The sequence below is a fragment of the Ruegeria sp. N7 genome (genome assembly GCF_056531345.1).
Genome location: NZ_JBQFLR010000013.1, coordinates 79,490 through 94,251, shown reverse-complemented (window position 1 = coordinate 94,251; position 14,762 = coordinate 79,490). Strand labels below are relative to the sequence as shown.

At 58.1% G+C, this 14,762-nt stretch carries 14 protein-coding genes; 8 read left to right on the top strand and 6 right to left on the bottom strand.

All coding sequences use genetic code 11. The features are described 5' to 3' along the window. Positions 1–22: 22 nt before the first annotated feature. Positions 23–2,281 carry a ribonuclease R gene (gene rnr / locus ACR0ES_RS14640; RefSeq protein WP_267363705.1) on the top strand — a complete coding sequence of 753 codons (2,259 nt, stop codon included), beginning with the start codon at positions 23–25 and terminating at the stop codon, positions 2,279–2,281. Here the strand turns inward: rnr and ACR0ES_RS14635 are convergent. Both ACR0ES_RS14635 and ACR0ES_RS14630 read right to left on the bottom strand, forming a co-directional pair. After that, positions 2,272–2,658 carry a DUF1801 domain-containing protein gene (locus ACR0ES_RS14635; RefSeq protein ID WP_480871153.1) on the bottom strand — a complete coding sequence of 129 codons (387 nt, stop codon included), beginning with the start codon at positions 2,656–2,658 and terminating at the stop codon, positions 2,272–2,274. The genes rnr and ACR0ES_RS14635 overlap by 10 nt on opposite strands. Continuing rightward, positions 2,655–3,353, bottom strand: coding sequence for a glutathione S-transferase family protein (locus tag ACR0ES_RS14630; protein ID WP_480506452.1), 699 nt, complete (start codon positions 3,351–3,353; stop codon positions 2,655–2,657). Before ACR0ES_RS14630 ends, ACR0ES_RS14635 begins: the two co-directional genes overlap by 4 nt. A gap of 84 nt (positions 3,354–3,437) precedes the next feature. Here ACR0ES_RS14630 and ACR0ES_RS14625 point away from each other — a divergent pair, with 84 nt between their 5' ends. Then, positions 3,438–4,151: a helix-turn-helix transcriptional regulator gene (locus ACR0ES_RS14625; RefSeq protein WP_480484146.1), complete on the top strand. Its 714-nt coding sequence runs from the start codon at positions 3,438–3,440 to the stop codon at positions 4,149–4,151. 87 nt (positions 4,152–4,238) lie between these two features. Next, complete coding sequence (locus tag ACR0ES_RS14620) at positions 4,239–5,531, top strand: lytic murein transglycosylase (RefSeq protein WP_480871151.1); 1,293 nt, start codon at positions 4,239–4,241, stop codon at positions 5,529–5,531. Between the two features lie 50 nt (positions 5,532–5,581). On the opposite strand, the gene ACR0ES_RS14615 is transcribed toward ACR0ES_RS14620, so the two are convergent. Continuing rightward, positions 5,582–6,979 carry an aspartate aminotransferase family protein gene (locus ACR0ES_RS14615; protein WP_480871149.1) on the bottom strand — a complete coding sequence of 466 codons (1,398 nt, stop codon included), beginning with the start codon at positions 6,977–6,979 and terminating at the stop codon, positions 5,582–5,584. Between the two features lie 77 nt (positions 6,980–7,056). Beyond that, positions 7,057–7,740: a GntR family transcriptional regulator gene (locus ACR0ES_RS14610; protein ID WP_480484143.1), complete on the bottom strand. Its 684-nt coding sequence runs from the start codon at positions 7,738–7,740 to the stop codon at positions 7,057–7,059. 140 nt (positions 7,741–7,880) lie between these two features. Between ACR0ES_RS14610 and ACR0ES_RS14605 the strand changes: the two genes are divergently transcribed. From ACR0ES_RS14605 to ACR0ES_RS14585, 5 genes are all read left to right on the top strand, one after another. Continuing rightward, positions 7,881–8,966 carry a polyamine ABC transporter substrate-binding protein gene (locus tag ACR0ES_RS14605; protein WP_267363696.1) on the top strand — a complete coding sequence of 362 codons (1,086 nt, stop codon included), beginning with the start codon at positions 7,881–7,883 and terminating at the stop codon, positions 8,964–8,966. 69 nt (positions 8,967–9,035) lie between these two features. Continuing rightward, a complete protein-coding gene (locus ACR0ES_RS14600; RefSeq protein WP_480484142.1) occupies positions 9,036–10,163 on the top strand; it encodes an ABC transporter ATP-binding protein in 1,128 nt (375 codons plus the stop codon). Continuing rightward, positions 10,163–11,053 carry an ABC transporter permease subunit gene (locus tag ACR0ES_RS14595; RefSeq protein WP_480484141.1) on the top strand — a complete coding sequence of 297 codons (891 nt, stop codon included), beginning with the start codon at positions 10,163–10,165 and terminating at the stop codon, positions 11,051–11,053. The genes ACR0ES_RS14600 and ACR0ES_RS14595 overlap by 1 nt, the downstream gene beginning before the upstream one ends. Then, positions 11,050–11,868: an ABC transporter permease gene (locus ACR0ES_RS14590; RefSeq protein WP_480474178.1), complete on the top strand. Its 819-nt coding sequence runs from the start codon at positions 11,050–11,052 to the stop codon at positions 11,866–11,868. Before ACR0ES_RS14595 ends, ACR0ES_RS14590 begins: the two co-directional genes overlap by 4 nt. Then, entirely contained in the window at positions 11,865–13,169 is a 1,305-nt protein-coding gene (locus ACR0ES_RS14585) for an NAD(P)/FAD-dependent oxidoreductase (RefSeq protein ID WP_480484140.1), read from the top strand. The genes ACR0ES_RS14590 and ACR0ES_RS14585 overlap by 4 nt, the downstream gene beginning before the upstream one ends. Here ACR0ES_RS14585 and ACR0ES_RS14580 read toward each other — a convergent pair. Together ACR0ES_RS14580 and ACR0ES_RS14575 are read right to left on the bottom strand one after the other, a co-directional pair. Further along, entirely contained in the window at positions 13,162–14,049 is an 888-nt protein-coding gene (locus ACR0ES_RS14580; protein ID WP_480871147.1) for a phosphotransferase, read from the bottom strand. The two genes, ACR0ES_RS14585 and ACR0ES_RS14580, sit on opposite strands and share 8 nt — an antisense overlap. Positions 14,050–14,099: 50 nt before the next feature. After that, positions 14,100–14,762: a flagellar hook capping FlgD N-terminal domain-containing protein gene (locus tag ACR0ES_RS14575; protein WP_480506444.1), complete on the bottom strand. Its 663-nt coding sequence runs from the start codon at positions 14,760–14,762 to the stop codon at positions 14,100–14,102.

Sequence of the window (14,762 nt, the reverse complement as noted above, 5' to 3'; positions counted from 1 at the left end):
AAACGCGTGCTACGCCGGAAGCATGACTCGCATCCCCACCAAGCAGGAGGTCCTTGACTGGATCTCGGCGAACCCCACCCTGACCTCGAAACGCGACATCGCCAAAGCCTTTGGTATCAAGGGCGCGGATCGCATTGACCTCAAGCGCATCCTCAAAGAGCTTGAGGCCGAAGGACACCTTGAAAAACGCAAGCGCAGCTATCGCGATCCAGACCGTCTTCCACCTGTCAGTGTCTTGCAGGTGAAGGCCCCGAATGCCGATGGTGATCTGTTTGCCCGCCCACTGGAATGGCATGGCGAAGGCGTCGAGCCCATCGTTCTGATCATCGCGCGGGCCAGCGACCCGGCCCTGGGTGAGGGTGACCGCATTCTGGCCCGCCTGACCGTCGTGCACGAAGAAGATCACAATTACGAAGCCCGCCTGATCCGCCGAATCGGGACCAACCCGCGCAAGATCGTGGGCATATTCCGCAAAGGGGCCGAAGGGGGCAGAATCGTCCCTATCGACAAGGCGGGCCAGACTGAATGGCTGGTTGCCGATGGCGCGGTGCATGGTGCCAAAGACGGCGAATTGGTCGAGGCCGAACAGGCCGGGCCGAAAAATCGCATGGGCCTGCCGCGTGCGCGCATTGTTGAACGGTTGGGTGATCCGACCGCGCCCAAGGCTGTTTCGCTGATCGCGATCCACCAGCACGGTATCCCGGATGACTTTCCCGACAAGGTCATTGCTGAAGCAGACAATGCCAAACCCGTTGGCCTGAAGGGCCGCGAGGACCTGCGGGACATGCCGCTGCTGACCATCGACCCTTCGGATGCGCGCGATCGTGATGATGCCTGTTACGCGCACGCGGATGAAGACCCCAAGAACCCTGGTGGACATGTGATCTGGGTCGCTATCGCCGATGTTGCTGCTTATGTGCTGCCCGGCTCGGCCCTGGACCGCGAGGCGCGCAAGCGGGGCAATTCAAGTTATTTCCCTGACCGTGTGGTGCCGATGCTGCCTGATCGGCTGTCGGGTGATCTGTGTTCCCTGCATGAAGGTGTCCCGCGCGCCTGTGTCGCTGTGCGGATGCAGATTGACGCGGACGGTAACAAGATTGGTCATCGTTTCGTGCGGGGGTTGATGCGTTCGGTCGCGTCGCTGAACTATGCCGAAGTGCAGGAGGCCATCGACGGCAACCCGAACGACCGCACCGGGCCATTGCTGGAGACGGTCTTGAAACCGCTTTACGCCGCTTATGCCGCGCTGAAGAAAGCGCGAGCTGTGCGACAGCCACTGGAACTGGACCTGCCCGAGCGAAAGATCGTGCTCAGCGAGACGGGTCATGTCGAAAGCGTGGCGTTCCGCGACCGGTTGGATGCGCATCGGTTGATCGAAGAGTTCATGATCCTCGCCAACGTCTCGGCTGCCGAGACACTAATCGCCAAGCGCCGTCCGCTGCTGTTTCGCGTGCACGAGGAACCCGCACCCGAGAAGCTAGAAAGCCTGCGGGAAACGGCGCAGGCTGCCGGATTGAACCTCGCTAAGGGGCAGGTGCTGCAAACCCGACACCTGAATGCGCTGCTGAACGCCGCCGCCGGGACCGAGGATGCGGAACTGATCAACCTGACCACCCTGCGGTCGATGGCACAGGCCTATTACAACCCTGAAAACTTCGGCCATTTCGGGCTGGCGCTGCGGAACTACGCGCATTTCACCTCGCCGATCCGGCGCTATGCCGACCTGGTCGTGCATCGGGCGCTGATCTCAGCCCACGGTTGGGGCACGGACGGTTTGACCGAAGACGAGATTACCCGGCTCGAAGAAACGGCCACTCATATCTCGGATACTGAACGCCGATCCATGATGGCTGAACGGGACACGACTGACCGCTATCTGGCCGCATATCTCAGCGAGCGGGTTGGCAATGAGTTCACAGGCCGGATCAGCGGCATTGCCCGGTTTGGTGCATTTGTCAAAATGGACGAAACCGGCGCGGATGGCTTGGTTCCGGTGCGATCATTGGGGCGCGAGTTCTTCCATTTCGACCGCGAGGCCGGGACACTTATGGGGGCGGACACGGGGCTGATTATCGCCATCGGCCAACGTGTCACCGTTCGACTGACCGAAGCGACACCTGTGACCGGTGGATTGGAGCTGGAGCTGCTGTCCATTGACGACCAGACCCTGCCGCGTGGACATGGGCCAAAAGGGCGATCATCCCGGCGCAAAGCGATCAGCACCAAGCGCAAGAAAGACAAGATCAAGCGCAAGGTCGAACGCAGGCGCCGTCAGAGGTGATAGGTTAACGCGCGGGCAATCAGCCATCCGTGGCGTGTTGGATCGATTTGTGCGGTGTCATCAAACAGAACGGAACGGGTCCCATCGATCCGGTCCTCGGCCGGAAAGGCGGAAGTGAAATCGCTTATCAACCGGCTCTGACAGTGCACAAACAAGGCGAAACTTGCCGATTTGTGCGCGCCCAGCCGGATCGTTGACCCTTTGGGCGCAAGATAGGCGGGCTGACCCCAGCGCAGTTCCTCTCGCACCGTGCGGACGGCAGGCAGAGAGGCTGCCGTGTCAAACACAAGCTCCCGCAAGGCCAGCGCCCCCGCACGGGTTTGCGGGGGCAGGGTCTCAAAGGCCGAAGCGACCAAAGGGTTCTCAAAGGGTTTCATGCAATTGGTATCGCCTGTTCCAACCGGTCCACGTAGCTGTTCAGCAGGTTATCCTGTTTGATCCGGCGGGTCAGGGGGGTGTCCGCAGGTGTGGCGCGCATCGCGGCAAGCATTGGACCAACGCTCATGTCAGCCGATGTCGGACGGTCCCCAAGCAGGAAAGAGGATTGCCACAGATAGGCTGAGATCGCCTCGAGGTCACGTTCGATCCGGTCCAACCGTTCGGACAGCGAAAACCGCCCGATTCCCTGTGACGTAATCCCCTTCAGAACGGATTTCCGGATCGCATTGGATGCCGGTTTCCGGATCAACGCCGGAATTCCGGTAAAGAACGTATCGCGTAAGACTGGCCAGACTTCGTCATTGCCCCAACGATCCAGAACGATGTGAAAATACAGATGCTCTTCGGCCATGCGCACCAGTGCGCGGGACTGCGCCTTTTCGACATCCGTCAACCCTTTGTCGAAATCCGCGCCCTGCTGTTCCAACCAATCGCGGATCAGGTCGCTGTCCGGGACTAGGCGTTCCGGCGTCCGCAAAACGGGCAGCTTCTGGTGGGGCATCTTGCGGGGGTCAAGCATGTCCGAGCGCTGCCAGGTCTGGCCGGACTGCTGAAGCATCAATGCTGTCTTGACACAGAAGGGGCTGGCACTGAACAGGCCGAAGGCAGAGGGGAAGGTGAGAAGGGTCAGCATTATAAGGCTCCGTGTTATGGGGTGCTGACTGAGTATCGGGACCTAATGACAGTTTCTGTCATTAGGGATAAGCTATAATACATCATGTCCCGCACCGCCCGTTTGTTCCAACTGATGCAAGCCCTGCGTTCTGGTCCTTCGCCCAGAACATCCGAACAGTTGGCGCAGGATTTGGGTGTTTCGGCCCGAACAATTCATCGGGATATTGATGCATTGCGCGGACTGGGTGCCGTGATCGATGGCGAAGCGGGGTTTGGCTTTACGCTGATCGAGGACGCAACCCTGCCCCCATTGGGGTTCACTGATGATGAGCTTGAAGCGTTGGTTCTGGGCCTGCGCGAAGTTCAGGTGATTGGCGATCCGGCTTTGTCGGGCGCAGCGGGCACGGCCCTGCGGAAACTTCAGGGACGCTTGCCGCAACGCCAGTCCCACCGGCTCAGCCATGCGGTTCTGGCTGCTACGCGGTTCAACCGCCCGCCTGAACCCACGATTGACGTGGCCACTCTGCGGCAGGCGACGTGGGATGAGCGCGCGGTCGAGTTTTTCTATACGGACGCGAAAGGCGACGCTACGCACAGGCGCGTCAACCCTTTGAGCATCGTCTATCTGGATCACTCGAACGTGTTGTTGGGCTGGTGCCACCTGCGACAGGATTTTCGCGTTTTCCGGTTGGATCGCTTACAGGACATGTCAGTGACGGAACAAAGTTTCAGGCCGAACCGCGTGCCCCTGCTGCGCGAGGCATTGGAACGCATTCGGGCAGAGCGTGCTGCGCAGGAGCGTGAGGCGAACGTCTGAGCACTTTGTGAATTTCTGATTCTGCGCTACCCTGTGGTCGAGCAGTAATCAGGAAAAAACGGAATGCGAAAATGCGTAGGCGGCGTCATGACCGTCGCATTGTGGGCATCCATAGTGCAGGCGGAAACAACAGAAAACACCAGATGGGCAGACAGCGGGACTTCACGCGCAGCGCTGCAACTGGCTTCGGCGGATGTGACCGTTTCGATCCGTCCGGTCCCGCGCCCGTTGATTGAGGCCTTGCCCGTGGCTTCTGCGACAACGGCAAGGTTTCAGTCCTGGCTTGGCGCCTTTCAGGGACGCGCGCGGCGGCAGGGCATTTCGCAGGGAACACTGACTCAGGTGTTTTCGGGGATGAGCTATGACGAAGATGTCCTGGAACGGGATCGCAATCAGGCTGAGTTTTCGAAACCCATCTGGGAGTATCTTGAAACCGCAGTGTCGGAAACGCGCCTGTCGAACGGGCGCGCCGCCCTGCAGCGGCATCGGCAGGTGTTGAACCGGATCGAGGCTGAATACGGTGTCGAAAAAGAGGTGGTCGCTGCCATCTGGGGGCTTGAAACCTCTTTCGGGTCTTATCGCGGCAGCAGTCCAACGCTTCGTTCATTGGCAACGCTAGCCTTTGATGCGCGGCGGGCACAATTCTTTGAAACGCAGTTGGTCGCTGCCCTGCGGATTGTGCAGGCTGGCGATATCAGCGCCGGCAACATGCTTGGCAGTTGGGCGGGCGCAATGGGGCATACACAATTCATGCCCACGTCATATCTGGATCACGCGGTGGATTTTGACGGTGATGGCCGGCGGGACATCTGGTCGGATGACCCGACGGATGCGCTGGCTTCGGCGGCGTCTTATCTGGCGCGGCATGGTTGGACCAGGGGTCAGCCGTGGGGCGTGGAGGTTCGTCTGCCGACCGATTTCGATTACGCCTCAGCCCGTCGCGATTTTATGCTGATGCCGTCTGAATGGGCCGCTCAGGGTGTCGTGGCGCGGGATGGTACCGTCGTGCCGGATCATGGGAAGGCCGCGATCCTGCTTCCGGCCGGAAGTCAGGGCGTCGCGCTGATGATTTTTGACAATTTCAACGTGATCGAGGCGTATAACGGGGCCGACGCCTATGTGATCGGCATCGGGCATCTGTCTGACCGGCTTGTAGGGGGCGCACCGTTTCAATCCGACTGGCCGCGCGGCGACTTGGTGCTGAGTTTTGCCGAGAAAAAGGAACTTCAGACCCGTCTGACGGATGCGGGCTTTGACACAAAGGGTGTCGACGGGCGCACCGGGCCAAATACGATCAACGCCGTTCGGGCGTATCAACTGGCGCAGGGGCTGGTCCCGGACGGATACCCCACGCCAAACCTGCTGGAGAGGTTACGGTAAAGAAAAGGCGGCCCGAATGGGCCGCCTTTGAAGACGCATAAATCGCTAAATCAAGATGCGGCTTTCATCAGCCCTTGCGCAATGATCTCGGCCTGTGCTTCGTCCAGCGACTTGTAGATCCGCACGAACATCTCGTCGATATCCGCGGGTGTCAGGATCAGCGGGGGTGAAATGATCATCCGGTCGCCGACGTGGCGCATGATCAGGTTATTGGCAAAGCACCGATCACGGCAGATATAGCCGACCGTGCCGGGTTCGGATGCGAATTTGGCGCGGCTTGCTTTGTTCGGGGTCAGCGCGATGGAGGCCATCATGCCAACGATCTTGGCCTCACCCACCAGCGGATGATCTGCCAGTGCCTCCCATTTCTCTTTCAGATAGGGGGCGGCAACGTCGCGCACGTGCTCAACGATCTTCTCTTCTTCGAGGATGCGCAGGTTCTCCAACGCCACGGCAGCCGCGACCGGGTGGCCGGAATAGGTATAGCCGTGATTGAATTCGGTACCGCCGATCACTTCGGCGATTTCGTCGTTCACGATGGACCCGCCGATGGGTGCATAGCCCGAGCTAAGGCCCTTTGCGATGGTCATGATATGCGGTTTGATGCCAACGGTTTCCGATCCGAACCAGCTGCCTGTCCGGCCAAATCCGCAGATGACCTCGTCGGCTATCAGCAGGATATCGTACTTGTCGCAGATACGCTGAATTTCCGGCCAGTATGTATCGGGCGCGACGATCACGCCGCCTGCACCCTGAACCGGCTCGGCGATAAAGGCGGCGACCCGGTCTTCACCCAACTCTTCAATCGCCTCTTCCAGCTCGCGCGCGCGGGCCAGACCGAATTCTTCGGGCGACATGTCACCGCCTTCGGCCCACCAGTTGGGTTGGTTGATGTGGTGGATATTCGGGATCGGAATGCCGCCCTGCGCGTGCATCCCGGCCATACCACCCAGCGAGGCCGAGCCCACGGATGAGCCGTGATAGGCGTTTTTGCGGCTGATGATGACGTTCTTGTCTGGCTGGCCCTTCTGGGCCCAGTAGGTGCGCACGAGGCGGATATTGGTATCGTTTGCCTCGGACCCGCCTGCTGCGAAAAAGACATGGTTCAGATCGCCCGGGGCCAGTTCGGCAATCTTGGCGGCTAAAGCAATCGCGGGGACGTGGGTCGTTTTGAAGAAGGTGTTGTAATAGGGCAGCTCGCGCATCTGGCGCGCGGCAACATCGGCCAGCTCATCACGCCCATATCCGATATTGACGCACCACAGGCCCGCCATCGCATCCAGAATTTCCTCGCCTTCGCTGTCGGTCAGATAAACGCCATTGGCACGTGTGATCACGCGCGCCCCTTCCTTCCCCAGCGCACCATTGGCCGAGAAAGGGTGAATGTGATGCGCGGCATCCAGCGCCTGCAATTCGGCGGTCGGCATGTGGTTGGTGATGGTAGACATCGGAGAATCTCCTACAAGAACGCAGTTGGCGAACACAATATGATCAAATTTTTTCCTGTCAATCGAATCAAGTTAGATCAGACAGACGTCAATGCCTCCGCCATCAGGTCCATACCCTGTTCGATGTCCTGAGCGGTTGCCTTTGCAGTCATTTCTGCGTCACCGGCGCGCAAAGCGGCAATAATGTCCTTGTGCCGATCCGGAAGGCTCTGTGTGCCGAAGCGCCCGCAGACAACACGCAAAGAGGGGCCAAACCGCAACCAAAGTCTTTCAGCCAGATCACTGAGGATCGGCGCGTTTGCGTAAGAATACAGCGTTTCGTGAAAAGCTTGGTTCAAACGCAGATAGCCACCGACATCACCATCGGCGATCATGCGATCCAAATGCCTGTCCAGGCGTTCCAGGTGATCAATGTCCTGCGTTTTCAGGTTGGCGGTTGCACGTCTGGAAAGCTCTGATTCTATTGAAATTCTGGCGAAGATCATCTCTTCAATATCGTTCGAGTTCAGCAGCGGTACACTGACGCGCCGATTGCCCTGGAAAACCAACCCTCCATCCGAGATCAACCGGCGAATCGCTTCGCGGACCGGAGTCATCCCAACACCCAGCGAATCAGTCAGGCCCTGGATTGTGACGGGCTGACCTGGGACCAGTTCACCGAACAGAATCTGTGATCTGAGTGTTTGGTAAACCTGCTCATGCGCGGGTTGTTTGCCCCCTTCGGTCGACGGCGCATATGCCTTATTTTTGATCAAATCCAATTGGTTCTTCCCATTTCGACTAAGCCTGACTTGTCAGGTGACTGGCCACGTGAAACCATACGCTGGATCGAGGGAAAACGCAAAACTTGATCAAATCCAAAAAAACGGGAAAATACCCGTACACTTGCAGGGAGAAGAATATGACAATCAAAACGCTGACTATGACGGCGGTCATCGCATTGGGGACTTCGGCGGCATTTGCTGAAGAGGTGCGTGTTTACAACTGGTCCGACTACATCGACGAAGAACTGCTGAGCAAATTCGAAGCAGAAACAGGTCTGACCCTGATCTATGACGTGTTTGACAGCAACGAGGTTCTGGAAACCAAGATGCTGGCTGGTGGTTCGGGCTATGATGTGGTGGTGCCGTCAGGTACATTCCTTCAGCGCCAGATCCAGGCCGGCGCGTTTCAGCAGCTGGACCAAAGCAAGCTTTCGAACGCCGGAAACCTTTGGGATGTAATCGAAGAGCGAACCGCCGGTTATGACCCGGACAACGCGTATTCGATCAACTACATGTGGGGAACAACCGGGATCGGCGTGAATGTCGGTAAGGTCAAAGAGGTTCTGGGCGACGACGTTGCTCTGAACAGCATGGATCTGGTCTTGAAGCCCGAGAACATGGAAAAGCTGGCCACTTGCGGCGTGCATTTCCTGGATGCCCCGGCCGAGATCATTCCCATGGTGCTGCAATACCTTGGTGAAAACCCCGACAGCCACGACGCGGACGTGATTGGCAAGACCGAAGCGGTTCTGACGGCGGTCCGCCCGCATATCCAGAAATTCCACAGCTCGGAATACATCAATGCACTGGCAAACGGCGATATCTGCGTTGCTGTGGGCTGGTCGGGTGACATCCTTCAGGCACGCGACCGTGCTGCAGAAGCAGATAACGGTGTAGAGATTGAATACCACCCCTTCGCCGAAGGGTCGCTGATGTGGTTCGACCAGATGGCAATTCCTGTCGATGCTCCAAATCCCGAAGGCGCACACACGTTCCTCAACTTCATTCTGGACGCCAACAACATGGCGGCGGCATCGAACTATGTGTATTACGCCAATGGCAACAAAGCGTCTCAGGAATTTCTGGAAGAGGACGTGATCGGCGATCCGGCCATCTATCCGGATGATGCCACGATGCAGAACCTGTACATCACGACACCTTATCCGGCGAAAACACAGCGGGTCGTGACGCGTCTGTGGACCAAGGTCAAATCGGGTACCTGATCCGAATTGCACCGGCAGGGCGGCGCCGCCGCCTTGCCTCTCTTTCCAGCTATTCGAACGAGGGCCGTAGTGAATTCTGACGTCTTTGCGCCATGGGATGACCCGCAGGCGAAACCCTTGATCCAGTTCCGAAACGTGACCAAGCGTTTTGGTGAATTTACTGCCATCGACAACCTGTCTCTGGATATCTTCGAGCGAGAGTTCTTTGCCCTGCTTGGTCCGTCTGGATGTGGCAAAACGACGATGATGCGGATGCTGGCCGGGTTCGAAACACCGACCGAAGGCCAAATCCTGCTTGGGGGGAAGGATATCGACCCGATCCCGCCCAACAAGCGGGCCGTGAACATGATGTTCCAGTCCTATGCCCTTTTTCCTCATCTTAGCGTCTGGGAAAACATCGCCTTTGGCTTGCGCCGGGACAGAATGCCCAAACACGATCTGGAAGACCGGGTCGAAGAGATGCTGCGCCTGACCCGGCTTGAACAGTTCGCCCGCCGCAAACCGCATCAGATATCGGGTGGGCAGAGGCAGCGTGTGGCGCTGGCGCGCTCACTTGCCAAAGCGCCCAAGCTTTTGCTGCTGGATGAACCGCTGGGCGCGCTGGACAAGAAGTTGCGCCAGGATACCCAATTCGAACTGATGGATATTCAGGAAAAAACCGGCACCACATTCGTGATCGTTACGCACGATCAGGAAGAGGCCATGACAGTCGCCAGCCGTGTGGCGGTGATGGATCAGGGTCAGCTTATGCAGGTTGCCACTCCGGACCGGATTTATGAGAACCCCGCCTCGGTCTATGTCGCTGATTTCATCGGGGACGTGAACATCATCGAAGGGCGCGCGACATCTGTCGGAGAGGATACCTATCAGGTAGACTGGGCCGAAGGGCAAGCGCCGCTGACCGCCGCATCAGCGAAGAACTTTGAAAAAAGTCAGTTTTGCCATCTGGCGATCCGCCCGGAAAAAGTGACAATCTCGGCCGAGCGTCCGGCAGATGCAGTGAATGCGGTGCAAGGCAAGGTTCATGACATCGCGTATCTGGGCAATCTGTCCACTTACCACGTTGAGTTGGCAAACGGCACAATCATCAAGGCACAGACGGCCAACACCCGCCGCATCTCGCGCCGTTCATTCACCTGGGAAGACCCGGTCTGGCTGTCCTGGACGGCCACGGCTGCGGTTCTGCTGGCCGACTGATGCGCCGCGCTGTTCTGATCGCCATACCTTATGTCTGGCTGTTGGCGCTGTTCATGGTGCCATTCTTCATCGTTCTGAAGATTTCGCTGTCGGACACCGCGCTTGCGATCCCGCCCTATACACCGACACTGGATTTTTCAGCTGGTTGGTCGGGGATCAAAGAGTTCTTCAGCCAGCTTGATCTTGAAAACTTCATCTGGCTGACCGAGGACGACCTGTACTGGAAAGCGTATCTGTCCAGCGTCAAGATCGCTTTGATCTCAACCTTCCTGACTTTGCTGGTTGGCTACCCCATCGCCTATGGCATGGCCCGTGCGCCCGAGGAATGGCGGCCAACACTGATGATGCTGGTGATCCTGCCTTTCTGGACGTCATTCCTGATCCGGGTCTATGCGTGGATGGGCATTCTGTCGAATGAAGGGTACCTTAACCAACTGCTTCTGTGGACGGGCATCATTTCGACGCCTTTGACGATCCTGAACACCTCGACTGCCGTCTATATCGGTATTGTCTACACTTATCTTCCGTTCATGATCCTGCCGATCTATTCGTCATTGGAACGCATGGATGGTTCGCTGATCGAGGCGGCCGAGGATTTGGGTTGCTCGAGGGCACAAGCCTTCTGGCTGGTCACCATTCCACTGTCCAGACCGGGCATCATCGCAGGTTGTTTTCTGGTGATGATCCCCGTGATCGGTGAGTTTGTGATCCCGTCACTACTGGGTGGGTCCGGCACGTTGATGATCGGCAAGGTTCTGTGGGAAGAGTTTTTCTCGAACCGAGACTGGCCCGTGGCAAGTGCTGTCGCGATCGTGCTGTTGCTTATTCTGGTCGTTCCCATTGTGCTGTTCCAGCGCAACCAGCAGAAACAGGCGGAGGCTGACGGATGAACAGATTAAGCTGGTTCAATACAGTTTCGCTGACGCTGGGTTTTGCGTTCCTCTATATTCCGATGATCATCCTGATCATCTTCAGCTTTAACGAAAGCAAGCTGGTCACGGTCTGGGCCGGGTTTTCGACCAAATGGTATGGCGAACTGGTTCAGAACGAGGCATTTCTGGATGCCGCGTGGGTCACGGTCCGGGTTGCGGTGTTTTCTTCGACACTGGCAACGATTCTGGGGACTGCGGCCGCTTATGTGCTGGTTCGGGGCAAGCGGTTCTTTGGTCGGACACTGTTTTCCGGCATGATCTACGCGCCACTTGTGATGCCCGAGGTGATCACCGGCCTGTCGCTGTTGTTGCTGTTTATCGGGATCGGGCTGGACCGGGGTATCCTGACAATCGTTCTGGCTCACACAACATTTTCGATGTGTTTTGTCTCGGTTGTCGTCTCGTCACGGCTTGTGACATTCGACAAATCGCTGGAAGAAGCCGCTTTGGATCTGGGTTGTTCACCCGCGCAGGCCTTTGGTCTGGTCACCCTGCCGATCATCGCGCCTGCGGTAATCTCGGGCTGGCTGCTGGCTTTCACATTGTCGCTGGATGATCTGGTTATCGCGTCGTTCACATCGGGCCCGTCGGCGACGACCCTGCCGATCAAGATCTTTTCGGCCGTGCGGCTGGGCGTCAGCCCCGAGATAAACGCGCTGTCGACGATTATGATCGCGGTCGTGACGGTTGGGGTGATCACGGCCTCACTTGTGACCAAACGCGCGATGATGCGCCAACGGCAGGACGAGCAGGCCGCTGCGCGCACCGAATGAAACGGATATTTCCCGAATACACCTATGGCGCAGGTCCTCGTGGTGGTTGCTGGTGGGACGAAACCATTGCAAACCCGAACTGGCCAGAGCTTCAGGGCGATCTGAACGTTGATGTTGCCATCGTCGGTGGCGGCTTTACAGGGGTCTCAGCGGCTTTGCATCTGGCCGAAAACGCGACCTCGGTAGCTGTGTTCGAGGCAGGCCCGCCGGGGTGGGGCGCATCAGGTCGCAATGGCGGTTTCTGCTGTCTTGGCGGATCGAAGCTTGGGCAAAAGTCTATGGTGCGCCGCTATGGCCGCGAAGCGGCGCAAGCCTATGAGACGGCTGAACAGGATGCGGTCCAGCTTGTTGCCGATCTGCTGGCGCGGCATCGGATTGACGCCGATACGCATTCCAACGGTGAGACTCAACTGGCCCATTCGCGGCATGCGATGGATGTCCTGCGCCGATACGCGGACGAGACCGGCATTCTGCACCAAGCCGCTGAATTACCAGCGCTCGGTATGGGTGGTGCATTTTTCGGTGGGTATACTCTGCCGGTTGGCTTCGGGCTCAATCCCCGGAAATACCTGTTCGGGCTGGCAAGCGCTGCGGCAGCTTCGGGAGCGAATTTCTTCCAGAACAGCCCCGTTCTGAACATTGAAAAAACGACGTCCGGCTTCAGGCTGCAAACAAGCGCGGGGCAGGTTAACGCACAGGTCGTGCTGATTTGTACCAACGGGTATTCCAGCGAAGACATCCCCGATTGGATGTCCGGACGCTATTTGCCTGCGCAATCGACGGTTATGGTAACACGCCCACTTAGCCAGGCAGAACTATTGGCGCAGGGCTGGAACTCGGACCAGATATGTTACGACACGCGCAATCTTCTGCACTATTTTCGCCTGATGCCGGATGGGCGCTTTTTGTTCGGAATGAGAGGCGGCTTGTTGTCGTCGCCCCGGTCCGAGGCCGCGATCCGGGCAAAGGTTCAACAGGACTTCAAGCGCATGTTCCCGGCCTGGGCAGCGGTTGAGGCGACTCATATCTGGTCGGGGATGGTGTGCCTTTCGCGAAGCCTGATGCCTTATGTCGGTGCCGTGCCCAAGCAGCCAGGCATGTTTGCCGGATTTGCGTATCATGGCAACGGCGTCGCTATGGGGACTTACAGCGGGCGCGCATTGGCGCGGCTGGCATTGGGCAAGGAGGCCCACTTGCCAGCCCCGATGAGGCAAACTCCTGAACGGTTTCCGATGGGCCGCTGGCGTCGCGCATTGATGCCACCGGCATACGCCCTGTTTGCGCTTTCCGACCTCAGGTAAACTCAATCGGTTTCAGGGTTTCGATTTCCAGTTTCAACCCTTCGGAATAGTCGGGTGCACCGTTTTCTGCGCGCCACAGGCAATAAGCGGCCATGCGCCAAGCATACCATGGCTTGAGCCGTTGATAACGGGCGACAATCTCGGGTCTGCGATAGGCGGACAGAAACTGAACTTCTTCCGCGTCCGACAATGGTGAGCCCCGGTACAACCTTTGCATTGCCGGGGACAGAAACAGCGCAAGGTCTTCGCACGGGTCGCCAAAGGCCGGGCATTGCCAGTCGATCAAGGTCAGGCCGCGGGACGCGACCAGAATATTTCCAGCGACCGGGTCGCCATGGATCAGGCAAGTCTTGGTCGTGGAAGGAACAGATATCGAAGGTTGCAGTTTTGCCAGTTCGTTTCGGGTTTCTGACCTGCACCCTTGCAGAATTCTGTGCCCATGGGCCATCAGATCCGCGCTGCCGTTACACCCGGCGGGCGCTGGAATGGTGTTGGGCAGCGAGTGCAACCTGCGCAGCAGTTCACCAACCTTGTCCGACCCATTCCGCCAAGGTGTTCCGGGTGCGTGGTCGTAAAACACCCAATGCGCGTTCCTGTGCTGTCCTGCGGCGCGCAGCCTTGGTACAAATCCGGTCGGTCCAAGCGCCTTGAGGCAGAGAGCTTCCAGCTTTGCATCATTTCGAAACAAGGGGTTGCGTAAGGTCGGGCTGTAGAGCTTCAGTACTTTGTCGCCGTTGTCCCCCAGCACTTTCCACACCCTGTTGGTCCGACCACCATACAGGATTTCGAACTGCGCGTACATGTTGACCAACCCCATAGTGCTGAGGTGTTCAACCAGATCATGAGGGGGGGCAGGCAGGTCGGGCAGAGGTCTTTTCACTTCTTCTGGCGAGTCGAGTTGCCAACCTTTGGCCCGTACTGCCTGACAGATCAAGCGCCCGTTCGGACCGCAGTGATCAGATCTGCGGAAATCACTTGACCACCTTGCAGGGTCAGCAGAACAGCATCCTCTCCCACCTGCGCTTCGACGACGCGGTTATAGGCAGCAACCGGTTTCTCGGAAATCAGCCGGTCATTCTTATAGCTTTCCAGCGTCGCGGTGTAGTTGCCAGCGGCCATCGGATCGCCTGAGGAATTCACACCTGCCCAAGCAAACTCCGTCGCTGTTGTGGGAACAGAAACCGTGTCGACGACTGTGCCTTCATGATCACGGATCACCAGTCTGGTTGCGTCCGCGTCAGAATCCGCGTTCGAGAACAGGGTCACCGGCTGGCCGTTGAAATGGAACCCCGATGCAGATCGGACGTCCATTCCGACCCAGCTTGCAAGGTCGTTCAGATTGACACTGCCAAGCGTGCTGGTCAGGGCGGAAAGCAGGTCATTGGTTTGAACCTGTTGTTCAACCATCGAAAACTGCGCAAGTTGCGATGCGTATTCGGTTGAATCCATCGGCTCCAGCGGGTCCTGATTCTGGGCCTGCGCGGTCAGCATCAGCAGAAACGTTTCGAAATCCGAGGTGATCGCAGAACTCCGGGACGGACCGGCAGTTTGCTGAGAGGTGGCAGCCTGTGTGGCGGTGACGGGTGTGATCAT